The 14,570-nt window shown below is 66.9% G+C and carries 14 protein-coding genes; 5 read left to right on the plus strand and 9 right to left on the minus strand.

The genetic code is table 11. From position 1 onward, the window contains the following. Positions 1-5: 5 nt before the first annotated feature. The 4 genes from OXM57_12310 to OXM57_12325 are packed head-to-tail and all read left to right on the plus strand — an operon-like array spanning position 6 to position 3,770. Positions 6-1,136: a mandelate racemase/muconate lactonizing enzyme family protein gene (locus OXM57_12310; protein MDE0353463.1), complete on the plus strand. Its 1,131-nt coding sequence runs from the start codon at positions 6-8 to the stop codon at positions 1,134-1,136. Next, positions 1,136-1,918, plus strand: a complete 783-nt coding sequence (locus OXM57_12315; GenBank protein ID MDE0353464.1) for an SDR family NAD(P)-dependent oxidoreductase — start codon at positions 1,136-1,138, stop codon at positions 1,916-1,918. Before OXM57_12310 ends, OXM57_12315 begins: the two co-directional genes overlap by 1 nt. Positions 1,919-1,934: 16 nt before the next feature. Then, positions 1,935-2,690 carry an SDR family NAD(P)-dependent oxidoreductase gene (locus OXM57_12320; GenBank protein ID MDE0353465.1) on the plus strand — a complete coding sequence of 252 codons (756 nt, stop codon included), beginning with the start codon at positions 1,935-1,937 and terminating at the stop codon, positions 2,688-2,690. Positions 2,691-2,735: 45 nt separating this feature from the next. Further along, positions 2,736-3,770, plus strand: a complete 1,035-nt coding sequence (locus tag OXM57_12325; GenBank protein ID MDE0353466.1) for an alcohol dehydrogenase catalytic domain-containing protein — start codon at positions 2,736-2,738, stop codon at positions 3,768-3,770. Between the two features lie 220 nt (positions 3,771-3,990). On the opposite strand, the gene OXM57_12330 is transcribed toward OXM57_12325, so the two are convergent. The 3 genes from OXM57_12330 to OXM57_12340 form a co-directional block, all read right to left on the minus strand. Further along, a complete protein-coding gene (locus OXM57_12330) occupies positions 3,991-4,941 on the minus strand; it encodes a cyclase family protein (protein MDE0353467.1) in 951 nt (316 codons plus the stop codon). Between the two features lie 201 nt (positions 4,942-5,142). Further along, entirely contained in the window at positions 5,143-6,384 is a 1,242-nt protein-coding gene (gene dctP / locus OXM57_12335; protein MDE0353468.1) for a TRAP transporter substrate-binding protein DctP, read from the minus strand. A gap of 261 nt (positions 6,385-6,645) precedes the next feature. Then, a complete protein-coding gene (locus OXM57_12340; GenBank protein ID MDE0353469.1) occupies positions 6,646-8,226 on the minus strand; it encodes a D-aminoacylase in 1,581 nt (526 codons plus the stop codon). Between the two features lie 179 nt (positions 8,227-8,405). Between OXM57_12340 and OXM57_12345 the strand changes: the two genes are divergently transcribed. Next, positions 8,406-9,710: an alanine racemase gene (locus tag OXM57_12345; GenBank protein MDE0353470.1), complete on the plus strand. Its 1,305-nt coding sequence runs from the start codon at positions 8,406-8,408 to the stop codon at positions 9,708-9,710. A gap of 43 nt (positions 9,711-9,753) precedes the next feature. On the opposite strand, the gene aroF is transcribed toward OXM57_12345, so the two are convergent. The 6 genes from aroF to OXM57_12375 form a co-directional block, all read right to left on the minus strand. Next, positions 9,754-10,815: a 3-deoxy-7-phosphoheptulonate synthase gene (gene aroF, locus OXM57_12350; protein MDE0353471.1), complete on the minus strand. Its 1,062-nt coding sequence runs from the start codon at positions 10,813-10,815 to the stop codon at positions 9,754-9,756. 229 nt (positions 10,816-11,044) lie between these two features. Beyond that, on the minus strand, positions 11,045-11,938 hold the full coding sequence (locus tag OXM57_12355) for a prolipoprotein diacylglyceryl transferase (GenBank protein ID MDE0353472.1): 894 nt from the start codon (positions 11,936-11,938) through the stop codon (positions 11,045-11,047). Positions 11,939-12,006: 68 nt separating this feature from the next. Beyond that, a complete protein-coding gene (gene leuD / locus OXM57_12360) occupies positions 12,007-12,612 on the minus strand; it encodes a 3-isopropylmalate dehydratase small subunit (protein MDE0353473.1) in 606 nt (201 codons plus the stop codon). 2 nt (positions 12,613-12,614) lie between these two features. Beyond that, positions 12,615-14,018 carry a 3-isopropylmalate dehydratase large subunit gene (gene leuC / locus OXM57_12365; protein MDE0353474.1) on the minus strand — a complete coding sequence of 468 codons (1,404 nt, stop codon included), beginning with the start codon at positions 14,016-14,018 and terminating at the stop codon, positions 12,615-12,617. A 61-nt stretch (positions 14,019-14,079) separates the two neighbouring features. After that, positions 14,080-14,292, minus strand: a complete 213-nt coding sequence (locus OXM57_12370) for a type II toxin-antitoxin system HicB family antitoxin (GenBank protein ID MDE0353475.1) — start codon at positions 14,290-14,292, stop codon at positions 14,080-14,082. A 2-nt stretch (positions 14,293-14,294) separates the two neighbouring features. Next, positions 14,295-14,516, minus strand: a complete 222-nt coding sequence (locus OXM57_12375; protein ID MDE0353476.1) for a type II toxin-antitoxin system HicA family toxin — start codon at positions 14,514-14,516, stop codon at positions 14,295-14,297. Positions 14,517-14,570: the final 54 nt, after the last annotated feature.

A 14,570-nucleotide genomic window follows, 5' to 3' on the forward strand; every position in this document is an offset into this window, starting at 1 on the left:
TGAGCATGGCTGATCGGATCGAACGCATCGGGGTGAGGATCGTCTCGGTCCCCCTGCCGGCGCCCGTGGCCTGGTCCAACGTGAAGGTCACCGAGCGCGAGTACGTACTGGTGTGGATACGGACGGCCGATGGGGGGACCGGCCTGGGTTTCACCGTCGGGTCGCGATTCCGTGGGGGCGCCACCGTGATCCGGTCGGCAATAGAGAATGCCCTGACTCCGGTGATCGTGGGGCGGGACCCGACAGAGATCGAACGCCTTTGGGAGGAGATGTCCTTCGAGACGTTGCTGCTGGGCGCCCGGGGAGCGGTCACCCGTGGCCTGTCGGCGGTCGACATCGCCCTGTGGGACCTGCTCGCCAGGCGGGCGGGCCTACCCCTGTGCGACCTCCTGGGAAGGTACCGGCTCCGGGTGCCCGCATACGCCAGCGGCGGTTACTACTACCACGACGACCCGGAGCAGGACCTCGAGAACCTCGAGGAGGAGGTGCGCCGGCATGTCGATCTGGGCTTCGGGGCCGTCAAGATCAAGATCGGTCGGCTCCCGATCCGCGACGACCTGCGGCGGGTCGAACGGGTACTCGAGGCGGTCGGACCGGACGTGAAGGTGGCGGTCGACTGCAACCACGCCTGGGCAGACGCATCCAGCGCCATCCGCGACCTGCGGCTCCTGGACGATCTGGGACTGTGGTGGATCGAGGAGCCGGTCCTGCCCGACCGGATGAAGGCCTCGGCCCGGATCGCGGCGGCGTTGGCCACCCCCGTGGCGACGGGGGAGATCGAGGCCGGGCTGGCGTCCTTCCAGCGCCTGATCGACACCGGCGCCGCCGACATCCTCCAACCCGACGCCACGGTTGTGGGCGGGATCACGGAATGGGTGAAGATCGCCCACGCCGCCGAGGCGCAGGACATCGTCCTGGCCCCGCACTGGGTTCCGGACATACACGTCCACCTCGGCGCGGCCACACCCAACGTCGAGGTGCTCGAGTACTTCCACGCCGGAGTCGGGGTTCTCAACTTCGAGACTCTCCTCGAGAAGACCCTCGGATTCGAGAACGGCGAACTCCTCGTTCCTCCCCGCCCGGGACACGGGATACGGCTCGATCAGGACGCGGTGGACAGATTCGAGGTGAAGTGATGACGGATTGGGGTCTGGCGGGAAGCGTGGCCCTGGTGACAGGCGCCGCCGGTGGCATCGGGCAGGCCATCGCCGACCGCCTCGCCGAGGCGGGGGCACGGGTCTATGCGAGCGACATGACGCCCGACGGGGTGGATGTGGGCGAAAGCGGCCTGATCGTTCCCGTCGGGTTGGACGTGACGGACCGGCAGGCCGTCCGCCGGACGATGGAGCGGATCGTCGAGGAGTCCGGGAGGCTGGACGTTCTCGTCAATAACGCCGGCCTCATCCGGGCAGCCGGCCTGTTCGAATTGACCGAGGCCGACTGGGACATGACGCTCGATGTCAACGCCAAAGGGCTGCTGTTCTGCACGCAGGCCGCGGCCGAGGTCATGCGATCGTCGGGGGACCCGGGCCCTGCCGGTCGGTCGATCGTGAATATCGGCTCCACCGCCGGGCGGGACGGGCGGACCATGTCACCTCCCTACGCCGCCAGCAAGGCAGCGGTCGTCAATATCACCCGCTCGACCGCCCGCATCCTCGCGCCGGACGGCATCCGGGTGAACGCGGTCTGCCCCGGCGTCGTCGACACGGCTTTCAATGCCCGGTTGGGCGAGCAGTTCGCTCCCGCCGAGGGAATGGACCCGCGGGCATGGGTCTTGAGACGGGCTGAACCCATTCCGATGGGTCGGCTCGCGGATCCCGACGAGGTGGCAACCGTCGTGCGGTTCCTGACGTCCACGTATGCCTCTTACGTGACAGGACAGTCGCTCAACGTCGACGGCGGCCTTCTGATGAACTAGTGGTTACCGTTGGCCCATGGATGGGATCGCCGGCAAGGTAGCCATCGTCACGGGTGCGGCCATGGGTATCGGCGCCCGGATTACCGAATTGCTCGTGCAGTCCGGTGCGAGCGTGGTGGCCGGCGACATCGCCCACGATGAACTCACCACGCGGTTCGGCCGCGCCGAGAGCGTGCGGATATGCCGGTCCGACGTTCGGCAACGATCCGATTGCGAAGCGCTCACTGCTGCTGCCATCGACCTGCACGACCGCGTCGATGTCCTGATCAACAACGCCGGAATCACCATACGAGCACCGCTTCCGGACACCACTGACGAGCTATGGGACAAGGTGCTGCAGACCAACCTGGCCAGCGCCTTCTATATGGCCCGAGCGGTCGTCCCCACCATGCGGGCGCACGGCGGTGGAGCGATCGTCAACATCGCATCGATCAACGCCATCCGCGGCAACCTGGGACTCACCGCCTACGGCGCCTCCAAGGGCGGCATGACGGGGATGACCCGGGTCATGGCCATGGAACTGGCCCCTGACAACATCCGGGTGAACGCCTTGTGTCCCGGGACCGTGGACACACCGATGACCGGCCAGTACTTGGCGTCCGTCGACAACGCGGAGGCGACCACGGAGATGCTGGTGGCCAAGCACCCGCTGGGTCGTATCGCCACGGCCGACGACGTTGCCTGGGCTGCCCTGTTCCTGGCATCGGACAGGGCATCGTTCATCACAGGTGTGTCGCTGCCTATCGACGGCGGTCGCCACCTGGGCAGATGAAGATCCCATAGACGGACGGCTTGAGCAGGTGAGAGGAGCAAGATCATGACGCGGATGCGAGCCATCGTTTTCGGGGACGACCGGACTATCCGGCTTGAGGAGGTCCCGATTCCCGAGGTGGGGCCCGCCGACGTGCTGCTGCGCCCCCACTTCTGCGGGGTTTGCGGAACCGACCTCCACGCTCCTTCTATGACCGCCCCCTTCCGCTCGGGCGTCGTCATGGGGCACGAGTTCTCGGGCGAGGTCGTGGCGACTGGCGAGCAAGTCCGGGGATGGGAGCCTGGCACGCGGGTGGTGGTGAACCCAAACGGGAACCTCTGCGGGGCGTGCGGGGCCTGCCGGGACGCCAGGTTCAACCTGTGCCGCTCGGCCGTGATGGAGAACGGGATCGGGATCCGGCACGACGGTGGTATGGCGGAGTTCGTAACGGTCGACCCGAAGGTCCTCCACCGCTTACCCGATACGGTCAGTTCGGAACAGGGCGCCTTCGTCGAACCGCTGGCGACCGCGCTACGTGCGGTGCGACGCTCCCGCTTCCGGCTCGGAAGCTCCGCGGCCGTGATCGGGACCGGTCCCGTCGGCCTGCTCGTCGTCCAGGCCCTGCGACACGCCGGCGCCGCGACCGTTACCGCCATCGAACTCTCGGCCTTCCGGCGCCAGGCCGCCGTGGGCCTCGGGGCCGACCTCGCGCTCGATCCCGAGACGGAGCCACCGAACGACCTGTTCGGAACGGAACTCGAACCGCCCGAGTTCGTCTTCGAGTGCTCCGGAGCCCAGGGCACCCTCGAACTCGCAGTCGACATCGTGCGCTACGGCGGACGGGTCGCCCTCACGGGTCTCCCCTCTCGCCCCGTCGAGGTGACCGCCACGACGGTGATCGGCAAGGAGGTCGAGGTCGTCGGAAGCATCATCTACGTCGAGGAGTTTCCCCTCGCCATCGACCTTCTCGCCAAGGGGGCGTTCGACATCGAGAGCCTTATCTCCATGGTCCTCCCGATAGCTCGCTTCGACGAAGCCTTCGATGCCCTAGCCAACCCCGTCTCAACCCTGAAGGTGTTACTCCATCCCGTGCAGAGCTGAGCTTGACCGACCTCTGCAGGCCGGAATGACGGCAGCCGCACTCGAACGGTAAGACTGACACCGGATACACAATCAATTCAATACTGACTGCCGATCACTAGCCGGTGGCTACCAACTAATCAACTAGGAGCATGCTGAAAGACGGAATGGGTCGGCCCGCCAGCCTCGACCTGGTCAGCTGCCGGCGATGGCGTGCCAACTGGACAATTTCAGCACACTCCTAGACCATGGCGATGGGCCGCATGGCGAACCCGCCGGTGATGCCTCGCAGCTTCGGCAGTAGCGCCACGTAGCAGAACTCGTACTTCCGGTCCGCAGCCAACTGCTCGAGGTAGTGCAGTTCGGCGATGTGGACTCCGTGCTCCACCAGCAGGTATTCATGGACAGGGTGCCAGCTGTCCCCATCCACCGCCGGGAACACTTCCAGCATCGAGGTGTCACTGCCCACGAGGATCGAGCCGTGGTTCTCGATCAGCCATCGGGCAGCCGCCAGGTTCAGCCCGGAGGTGTCCGGGCCTCTCAGCTTCTCGTGATCGGAGCCGGCCTCGCCCCACGATCCGAGCGATCCGGTTCTGATCAGCACGACATCTCCGACCCGGAACTCCACCTGCTGGCTGGCGGCCGCGGCCTGCAGATCCTCCGGACCGATGGCCGTTCCTGGCGGCAGGACATCAACTCCGTGCAGGGAGGCGATGTCGAGCAGCACCCCGCGGGCGACTATCGGAGGTGTCGTGTCGGCGCTTGCCTTGCGGGGGCCGAAGTCCCCACCGTCCTCCGACCACATGTAGCCGTTGTACCACTGGTCGTCGGCGCCGGTTGTGAGGTGGCCGAGCCCGTCTATGTGGGTCCCGATGTGATCCGAGCAGATGACGAGGCCCGAGATGAACGCCATCTCCTTGGTGTTCGTAGACGGATCGAGCATCGGGATATCCTGCTGCCGTTTGGCCAGTGCCGGCGTGCGGAAGGACGCTATCTCGGTCGATGGATGGACCGGCGAACGGAACGATGACCGGTCGACCACAAGCCCTAGGTCGTATATACGACCCTCGGATACAAGGGCCAGTGCCTCCAACACGGAAGGGGGCGAGATGCCGTTGAGCGCCCCGACCTCGTCGGCGTCGCCCCACGACCAGCCCCACCCAACGCCTTTGCGCCAGCCCCGCACCGTCATGCGGAGAGGGCGCCCGGAAGGTTGTCCATCTGTTCCCACCTCCAGACTCGGGGAGCTTCACGCTTCTACGTCTCAGAACCGACGGTAGTTCGATTCCCTCGACAAGGAAGGCCTTCCCGGCGGACCCATCGCCGACGCCGTCGCGCCGGCCCCCGCGCCGTGTGGAACGTGGGGGCCGGGTAGCGGCCGGGTTGTCTGCGGCTAGTTCCGTCCGGTCCAGCTGACCATGGCGGTCTCGGCGAGACCGTGCCACTGGGTGATGCCGTCGCGGAAGGCGCTCCAATGCCCGAAGATGGTGTTGAAGTCATCATTCTCGGCCGCGGTCTCGTCGAAGAGCTCGAACGCGGCGTCCTCCGAAGCCTGCATCACGTCGTCCGGGAAGGGCCGCAGCTCGATACCCGACTCGAGAACCGTCTGGAGAGCAGCCGGGTTCTTGGCGTCGTAGCGCGCCATCATGGTGGCGTTGGTAGCGTACGCGGCCGCCTGGACTATCGCCTGGTACTCCTCGGGCAGCTGGTTCCATTCGTCCAGCGGGATGAAGACATCGAGCTCGGGGCCCGGCTCCCACCACCCCGGGTAGTAGTAATACGTGGACACGTCATGGAATCCCATGGTCGTGTCGTCGTACGGGCCCACCCACTCGGTGGCGTCGATGGCGCCGGTCTGGAGTGCCTGGAAGATCTCACCGCCGGGCAACACCTGTACGGTGACGCCAAGCCGCTCCATAACCTTGCCTCCCAGGCCGGGTATCCGCATTCGCAGTCCCTGCAGGTCCGCCGCGGAGTTGATCTCCTTGTTGAACCAACCGCCCATCTGGACTCCGGTATTACCGGCCGGGAAGTTGATCACGCCGAAGCGATCCGCGTAGAAGTCCTGCATCAGCTGCAAGCCGCCGCCCTCGTACATCCACGCGTTCTGCTGCCGGTAGGTGAACCCGAACGGCAGGGCCGTGTTGAAGGCCGTGGCAGGGCTCAGACCCACGTAGTAGTAGGACGCGGTATGGCCGGCCGGGATGGCGTTCTGCTGGACGTTCTGCAGGACCTCGAGTCCCGGTACCAGCTCGCCTGCCGCCCTGGGCGTGATGGTGAACCGGCCACCGGTCATGTCCGAGACCCGCTGGGCGAAGTCCACGGCGCCGCCGTAGATGGTGTCCAGCGACAGCGGCCAGCTGGTGCCCATCTCCCACTCGATCTCGGGACCGCCCTGGGTCATGACCACCTCGACCGCTTCCTGGGCGGTGTCCGCCGTGGCAGCCGTGGTGGCCGAACCCGACGTCCCCTGGGTGGTGGTGGCCTCGGATTCTCCCGTTCCGCAAGCGCCGATGGTGGTGAGCAACCCGCCCGCGGCGACGGTCATGCCCGCCTTCTTCAGGAAGTCACGCCGGTCGACCTTGGTCTCCAGCGTCTCTTCCAGCGAGGGTCCTCCCCTGTTATCTCTCGCCAATGGCTCCTCCTCTCCCGACTGGGTCGAGCGCCGTCCCGGGAGGGTCGTGGAGGACCCCGTTGATGCCGGCATGACGATCGACGGCAAAGTGCAGGTCGGCGCGTTGTGCGCCTTCCCACCAGGTGCCCACAATCTTACCGGTCATTCGTCGGCTATGACCTCGGAGGCTTCTGAGAAGTCCCTGCTAGAAGTGCCCTTGATGACCACCGCTCCAGACCGGATGGTGTACAGACCTGCACATTGCAGGCTCTCGGGCCGCCCTCAGCGACGTAGGACCCGACCGCTACGGTGGCCCGTCTCGGTACCGTCGATGACTGTAACCCCTCCGTTCACCACCACATGCCGGACGCCGACCGCCGGCAGGTTCGGATCGTCGAGCGTCCCCCGATCCGAGAATTCGTCGGGATCGAAGACGACTATATCCGCCTGCTTACCCTCGATCAGGCGGCCCCGGTCGCCGAGCCTCATCCGGTCGGCCGGCTGGGCGGTCAGCTTGTACACGGCCTCTTCCAGCGTCATTTCCCGCCTCTCCCTGACCATGGTCCGGAAGAAGATCCCGACCCAGGTGTAGGCGCCGAGGAACGTGGTGTCGGCGAGGGGGCCATCCGTACACAGCGCGGTGGCGTCCGACTCGGTGGTGCATAGAGGGTGGCGAAAGGTGTGGGCCAGCATGTCGTCGTCGTACGAGTGGACGATCAGCAGCGCGCCGTGGGGGTCGTCGCCCTCCGCTAGCAGCAGGTCGTACATGGTGTCGTAGGGATCACCGCCGGAGGGCGTCAGGTCGGCGATGCTGTAACCGGCCTTGGCCGGGGAGCCGGTACTGCGGAACAGGGCAACCCGGTCCCAGCCTCCGAGCCCGAAGGATGAGATGATGCTGTCATATCGCTTCAGGCGATCCCTTGTGGCCGGATCTTGCAGGTAATGCCTCAGCCGGGCCGGTCCGTCGTCCATCGCCCAGGAGGGGAGCACCGCGCTCAGGTTGGTGATGCCGTGAAGCCGGGTGTGAGCGTCGAACTCGACGTCGAGCCCGCTCCCGTGGGCGGCCTCCACCGCCTCGATGCAGCGCTCGAGCGAGTCCACCGGCCCGCCCCGGCGCGGGATGATGTGCGATAGTTGGAGCCGGACCCCGGTCGCGGCCGCGGCGCGCAGGCCTTCCTCGACCGCCTCGATCGCCAACACCTCGCGGTTTCGCTCGTGAGTGGCGTACAGCCCACCGTGACGAGCCGTAACCCGGCATAGCTCGATGAGTTCCTCCTCGGACGCCTCCCGCTCGGCGGGATACTCGAGTCCGGTGGAGAACCCGAAGGCGCCCGCGTCCAGACCTTCTTCGAGGAGTCGCGCCATCAGTGCTGTTTCGTCGGCGGTGGCCGGCCGTCTCACGTCGCTCACCGCGGCGAGTCGCAGGTTCCCGTTGGGGACCAGCGTGGCCACGTTGACCGCCGGTCCGGCCTCCTCCAATCGGGCGAGATAGCCCTCCATCGTCGTCCAGTCGATCGGGAGGAGGTCCTGGTAGCCGTAGATGTTCCCGGTGAAGGCATCGACATTCGGACCCAGCGGCGCGCAGCCGTGGCCGCAGTTGCCGACCACCTCGGTGGTAACGCCCTGGAAGATCTGGCTGTGGGCACGGGGATCGATCATCAGCGTGAAGTCCGAGTGGCTGTGGATGTCCATGAAGCCGGGCGCCACGACCATCCCGGTCGCGTCGAGCGACTGTCGGGCTTCAGCCCGGCTCAGGTCGCCTATCGCCGCGATCCGGTCTCCCGCTACGCCTATGTCGCCCGAGCGGCTCGGCGCGCCGGTACCGTCCACCAACCGACCACCCCGGATCGCCAAGTCGAACATCGCGGGCCCTTCTCCCTGTGATGGAACAGCCTACGCTTTTCGCCGGGACCACTCCATTCCGATCACATTCCTACTTAACAATTCTCAACAAGGTATAGCTTTAATCCATGGCCTGAGCGTATCCCGTCAAGGATGTAGCATCACGGCCGCGCGGGGTACGCGACCGCGCCGTGGAGAATATGCCGCACGCCTCAGGAATCGACTACGGAGTGATGGAGGAGGCCCTCCGGTCGCTCGACCGGATCCCCCTGCCGGTCGGGTTGAAGGGCTTGCCCCCGGAGCGTGACGGGGCACCCTGGACGCCGGCCGGGATCAGGGCGGCGGGATTGAACGCCCGCCGCGACCTCCCCACTCCGTTCCCTGTCCTCCGCCGGAGCGCCGTGGTCCATAACGCCGAGGTGATGAGCAGGTACTGCGCCGGCAGCGGCGCCCTTCTCGCCCCGCATGGCAAGACGACCATGGCGCCGGCCCTCTGGAGGCTCCAGTTCGAGCACGGCACCTGGGGGCTCACCGTCGCCCTCCCGCACCAGGCCGTGACCGCCCATGGCTTCGGGATACGCCGGATCCTCCTGGCCAACGAGGCGGCCGACCCCCGGTCCCTCGAGATGCTCGTCCGCCTGGCCGCAGAGCCCGGGGTGGAGGTGTACAGCTTCATCGACTCGGTGGCCGGGGTCGGTGCCTACCGGGCGGCCATCGACAGCACCGGTGTCGACCCGGCCGGCCTGCGGTTCCTGATCGACATCGGCGTGCCGGACGGCCGCACCGGGTGCCGCAGCGCGGCCGAGGCCGAAGCCGTGGCACGCGCCATCCAACAGTCGGACACCGGCGTGGTCGGTGGGATCGGGGCGTACGAGGGTCCCGCGGGTGAGGACCGCTCACCGGAAAGCCTCCGTTCCGTGGGCGTCTACCTGGACTCCGTCACCGGAATCTTCCACGAATTTCACGCCAAGGGAGTCTTTGCGGGAGACGCACCGCCGGTCCTGTCGATCGGAGGTTCCGACGTGTTCGATGTCGTTCGCCGCCACGTGCAGCACGATCTCGCCTCCCTCGACTCCTACCGGCTGGTGCTCCGATCCGGCTGCTACATCGTTCATGACCATGGCCACTATGCCGCGGTCGGGCCGAGCGCCCAGCCCGGTTGGGCCTACACGCCCTTACGAGGGGCCCTTGAGATCGGAGCCACCGTGATCTCAAGGCCGCAGCCCAACTTGGCCCTGCTCAACGTCGGGCGGCGTGACATAGGCTTCGACAAAGGTCTTCCCTCAGTGATCGATCCGGTCTCCGCCGGTGGTGGCCCGATTCCGATCCTCAAGCTGAACGACCAGCACGCCTTCGTGCGCCCCGACGATCCCGCGGCCCTCCCTGTGGGGACCCCGGTGCGGGTCGGGATCTCGCATCCCTGCACCACCCTCGACAAGTGGCGCGTCCTGCTCGTAACCGACGACGACTACAACATCATCGACGCGGTCGCCACCATCTTCTGACCCGGGACCGGCGACCGCACCCGGGCGCTGGTCACGCCGAGGCTCAGGCGCTGGACCAGGATCCGGCCCGTTCCCGGTGCTGCGTATTTCGAGCCTGCTCCAGGATGAGATCGAAGATCTTCTCGACCTCGACCGGATTCAGGCCGTGCCTCTCCGCTTCCTGCCTGACGACGGCCAGCAGCTCCTCCTCGCGCTCGGGCACGTGGACCGGCATCCCGCGCTCGGCCTTGATCCGGCCCACCCGCATGACCATGAGATGCCGGCGCGCCAGCAGGCGGACCAGGTCACGGTCGATCATGTCGATGTTCATCCGGACCCGATTGACACCCAGCGCGTCCATGAGATCGGTGAACATCTCGAAGGTGATCTGATGGGACACGGCGGTGCGGGCCGCCATGGGATCCGGGTGGACCTCCACCATCAGCCCGTCGGAGCCTACGCCCTGGGCGGCCAGCGACAAGGGCTGGATCCTGGTCCGCGAGCCGGCCGCGGCGGAAGGAGCCACGATGACCGGCAGGTGGCTGATCTCCTTCAGCACCGGGATCGAGCTGAGGTCTAGGGTCGCCCGGGTCGACTTCTCGAAGGTACGGATGCCGCCCTCGCACAGCACCACCTGGTCATTGTCCTCGGCGAGTACGTACTCGGCTGCCCACAGCCACTCGTCCACCGTGGCGGACCCCCCGCGCTCGAGCAGCACCGGCTTCCCCGTCCCGCCGATGACGCGTAGCAACTCGAAGTTCTGCATGGAGCGGGGATCGACGTGGATCATGTCCACGTGCGAGGCGACCAGTTCTACGTCCTTGGGTTCCAAGGCCTTGGTGACCGTGGGCAGGCCCACCTCGGCTCCGGCGTCCCTCAACAACTCCAGGCCGGGCCGGCCCAGACCCGGGAACTCGTACGGCGAGGCGGTCGACTCGTACACCCCGCCCCGGAGGACGGCGGCGCCCGCATCCGCCACCGCGGTGGCGACCTCCATGATCTGTTCGTCCGACTCGACCGCCCGAGGGCCTGCGATGGTCGGGAAAGGGTCGTGCCCGAACCTGGTGTCGCCCACCTCGACGATGGTGTCCGTGGGCGATCCGTTGCGTAGTGCTCTGCGTTCCATGATGCTCCTCTGTGTCGGATTCGCTCCAGACGTCAAAGCGCCCGGAGCGGGCGCTCCGGGCCTTGGCTTTTCTACGACAGGTTCGGTCTAGACGTCGCGCCAGGCCCGGGCACCGGGCCCGGTAAAGGCGAAGTACGAATACACCTGGGTAGAAGTCACGAAGGGCAGGTTACCCCATCGGCGACCGGGCCGACAACCCGAAACGGCCTTGGGTTGATGTCCTGGACCCCTACCCGTCCTCATGGTGGGCCACGGCGCCTTGGGCTCGGTCGTTCTCGGGCGTCACCACCGGATTGCGCTTGCCCAACCAGAGGAAGAGGCCGACGCCGCCCACCGCGGCGGCCAGGGCGCTCCACTGGCTCCATGTCAGCGCACCGAGGGTCCGGTCGCCGCCGACATCCAGGGCGAGGCGCGTGAAGTCGATGAAAAAGCGCTGGAGGCCGTACCAGGTCATCCAGATGGCGAACAGCTGACCGTAGCGGAGCCGCACGCCGGACCGGAAGACCAGCCAGTAGAGGAAGCCGAAGCAGACCGCCGCGGCCAGCATGTCGTACAGGGCGGCATGGTGGTAGATGCCGCAGAACTCGCCCACGGTCGCGGTCACGCACTCCAGGCGGTCGTGCTGGGGGGCCACGTCGTAGCCCGGCCGGATCCCGTACCCCAGCGCGAACCGGGTCGGACCGCCGAGGTGCTCCACGATGGCGAGATCGCCGATGCGGCCCACCACCGTTCCTATGGCCAGGCCGAAGGCGGCCACGTCCACGGCCGGTCCCAGCCGGAGCCCCAGCCGGTGAGCCCTCCAGACACCGGCTCCGATGCCGCCGGCGAAACCACCCAGGATCGAGTAGTTGCCGCCGATGTTGATCAGCTGGCCCGCGTCGAACCCGTTCTCCGCCCAGTAGGCGGGCAGGGTCAGCCATCGCGCGCCCAGCAGCGCCCCCACCAGCGCCCAGGTGAGGACCGACTGGAAAAGGTTGCCGTCGAATCCCCGGGCCCGGTAGCGGAGGGTGCCGTAGTAGGCGCCGGCCAGAAAGCCCACCCCGGCGAAGACGCCGTGGAGCGACATCCGCAGCGGCCCGACCTCGAAGATCGGGATGGGCGGGTAGGAGATGACTGCGAACACGACCGCGAGCCTACCGGGCCGGAGACGCCTACTCGTCGAAGGTGGGCCTGGTCACTCCGAGGGCGTGATCAGGCGAGAGACGGCAGGTAGGCGGGCCGGGACTGCTCGAAGACCTCGATGGCCTCGAGATTCCGCATGGTGAGGCCGATGTCGTCGAGTCCCTCGAGGAGCCGGTACTTGGTGAAGGCGTCGATCTCGAAACCGGCCTGCCAGTCCCCGGTGGTGACGGTCTGGGTCTCCAGGTCGATGGTGATCACCGCGCCCGGCGTGGCGGTGGCCAGCTCGATCAGCCGGTTCACCTCGGCCTCGGTGAGCGTGACCGGCAGCAACCCGATCTTGGTGCAGTTGTTGTAGAAGATGTCGGCGAACGTGGGGGCAATCACCGCCTCGAAGCCCCAGTCCTGGATGCCCCACGGGGCGTGCTCGCGAGACGATCCCGAACCGAAGTTGGGACCGCTGACCAGGACCCGGGCCTCCTGGTACTCGGGGCGGTTGAGGATGAACTCCGGATCGAGTTCCCCGCCGGCGATCCTGGCCCAGTCGTGGAACAGGAACTGCCCGTAGCCGCTCCGCTCCACCCGCTTGAGGAACTGCTTGGGCATGATCTGGTCGGTGTCGCAGTTGTTCCTCGGCAGGGGCGCCATGGTGCCGGTGATGATGCCTACAGGATCCACGGTCAGGCCCAGGTTCGCACGTCGACGAAGTGCCCGGCCACCGCCGCCGCGGCGGCCATCTCGGGGCTGACGAGGTGGGTGCGCCCGCCCCGCCCCTGGCGACCCTCGAAGTTGCGGTTGGATGTCGAGGCGCAGCGCTCCCCCGGCGCCAGGATGTCGTCGTTCATCCCCAGGCACATGGAGCATCCGGCGTCCCGCCACTCGAACCCGGCTTTCTTGAAGATGCGGTCGAGGCCCTCCTCCTCGGCCTGGAGCTTCACCAGGCCGGAACCGGGCACCACCATGGCGCTGACCGACCGGGCCACTGAGCGCCCTTCCACTATCCCCGCCGCCGCTCGCAGGTCCTCGATGCGGGCGTTGGTGCACGATCCGAGGAAGACCCGGTCGAGGCGGATATCGGTGATCGGTGTGCCCGCCGCCAGGTCCATGTACTCCAGGGCCCGCCCGCATCCTGACCGGTCGAGCGGATCCTCGTAGTCGTCCGGGTGGGGCACCCGGGCGCTGACCGGCACGGTCTGGGCGGGGTTGGTGCCCCAGGAGACGTGGGGCTCGAGCTCGGCCGCGTCCAACTCGACCTCGGTGTCGAAGGTGGCGCCGTCATCGGTGGGGAGGGTGCGCCAGTGATCCAGCGCCGCTTCCCAGTCCCTGGGGGCGTGGGGGCGTCCCTCCAGGTACGAGTAGGTGGTGTCGTCCGGGGCCACCATGCCGGCCCGGGCCCCTCCCTCGATCGACATGTTGCAGATGGTCATGCGGGCCGCCATCGAGAGGGAGCGGATGGTGGAGCCCCGGTACTCGATCACGTGGCCGACCCCGCCGGCCACCCCGATCCGGGCGATGATGGCCAGGATGATGTCCTTGGCGGTGACCCCCCTGGGGAGATCGCCGTCGACCGTCACCGCCATGGCCTTGGGCTTTGCCTGGGGAAGGGTCTGGGTGGCTAGCACGTGCTCCACCTCGGAGGTGCCGATCCCGAAGGCCAGCGCTCCGAAGGCGCCGTGGGTGGCGGTATGGGAGTCGCCGCAGACGATGGTCATACCGGGCTGGGTGATCCCCTGTTCGGGACCGATGATGTGGACGATGCCCTGGCGGGGGTCGTCCAGCCCGTACAGGGTGATGCCGTACTGCTCGCAGTTGGCGATCAGGGCGTCGATCTGCTTCTTCGACAGCGGATCCCGTATCCCGAGACTGCGGTTGGCGGTCGGGACCCCGTGGTCGATGGTCGCCAGTGTCAGGTCGGGTCGCCGCACGCCCCGCCCGGCCAGCCGCAGGCCGTCGAACGCCTGCGGGCTGGTCACCTCGTGGACCAGATGCAGGTCGATGTAGAGAAGGGACGGCTCCCCGGGAGCCTCGTGGGCCACATGGGCGTCCCAGACCTTCTGAAAAAGAGTTCGCGGCGGGTTCGTCATCGGATCGCCGAGAATGGTAGACGGGCGGCCTGATCAACCTGGCCGCGTGAAAGGGTCAGCGTCACACCATTGTCAGGGGCTGATTCGTGGGCTCTGGAACCGGATTCCCCAGTTCTCTGGCGGTGTCTATCCACAGGTCCATCGCGTGCTGGACATGTTCGAGAGCAGACTCCAGCGAGTCACCATGGGCCATGCACCCTGGGAGTTCCGGCACTTCGGCGACGAACGCATCGTCTTGAGTGCTCCAGTAGATGAATACGCCGAACTTATGCATCACTAGTCGAGTTCCAGTCTATACGTCAGGATGATGTGGCGAACCTGGCGCACCTGATACGGCTTCGCCTTGCCGCTGTCGCGTTGCAGGACGATCTGTCCGGCTACTCCCTCCTTGACGAAGATGTGGTGGCTCCCACGAGTCCGCTCTGCGAAGCCGAGACGCCTGAGCAAGCCGCAAAGGTCTGCGAACCGGATGCTGGCATCCGAGTTGGCTCTGAGCATCCTAATGGGGGTCCACCACTTCTTCTGGTGTTTCTGGGAGGGTGTGGTGATTGG

The sequence above is a fragment of the bacterium genome (genome assembly GCA_028820935.1).
Classification (GTDB): domain Bacteria; phylum Actinomycetota; class Acidimicrobiia; order Spongiisociales; family Spongiisociaceae; genus Spongiisocius.

Excerpts from the sequence above, each read along its gene's own strand:
- OXM57_12330 (MDE0353467.1), bottom strand. The coding sequence starts at position 4,941 with ATGACGGTGCGGGGCTGGCGCAAAGGCGTTGGGTGGGGCTGGTCGTGG.
- OXM57_12370 (MDE0353475.1), bottom strand. The coding sequence starts at position 14,292 with ATGCATAAGTTCGGCGTATTCATCTACTGGAGCACTCAAGACGATGCG.
- OXM57_12345 (MDE0353470.1), top strand. The coding sequence starts at position 8,406 with ATGCCGCACGCCTCAGGAATCGACTACGGAGTGATGGAGGAGGCCCTC.
- OXM57_12340 (MDE0353469.1), bottom strand. The coding sequence starts at position 8,226 with ATGTTCGACTTGGCGATCCGGGGTGGTCGGTTGGTGGACGGTACCGGC.
- OXM57_12320 (MDE0353465.1), top strand. The coding sequence starts at position 1,935 with ATGGATGGGATCGCCGGCAAGGTAGCCATCGTCACGGGTGCGGCCATG.
- OXM57_12310 (MDE0353463.1), top strand. The coding sequence starts at position 6 with ATGGCTGATCGGATCGAACGCATCGGGGTGAGGATCGTCTCGGTCCCC.
- OXM57_12315 (MDE0353464.1), top strand. The coding sequence starts at position 1,136 with ATGACGGATTGGGGTCTGGCGGGAAGCGTGGCCCTGGTGACAGGCGCC.
- OXM57_12325 (MDE0353466.1), top strand. The coding sequence starts at position 2,736 with ATGACGCGGATGCGAGCCATCGTTTTCGGGGACGACCGGACTATCCGG.
- leuC (MDE0353474.1), bottom strand. The coding sequence starts at position 14,018 with ATGACGAACCCGCCGCGAACTCTTTTTCAGAAGGTCTGGGACGCCCAT.
- OXM57_12375 (MDE0353476.1), bottom strand. The coding sequence starts at position 14,516 with ATGCTCAGAGCCAACTCGGATGCCAGCATCCGGTTCGCAGACCTTTGC.
- aroF (MDE0353471.1), bottom strand. The coding sequence starts at position 10,815 with ATGGAACGCAGAGCACTACGCAACGGATCGCCCACGGACACCATCGTC.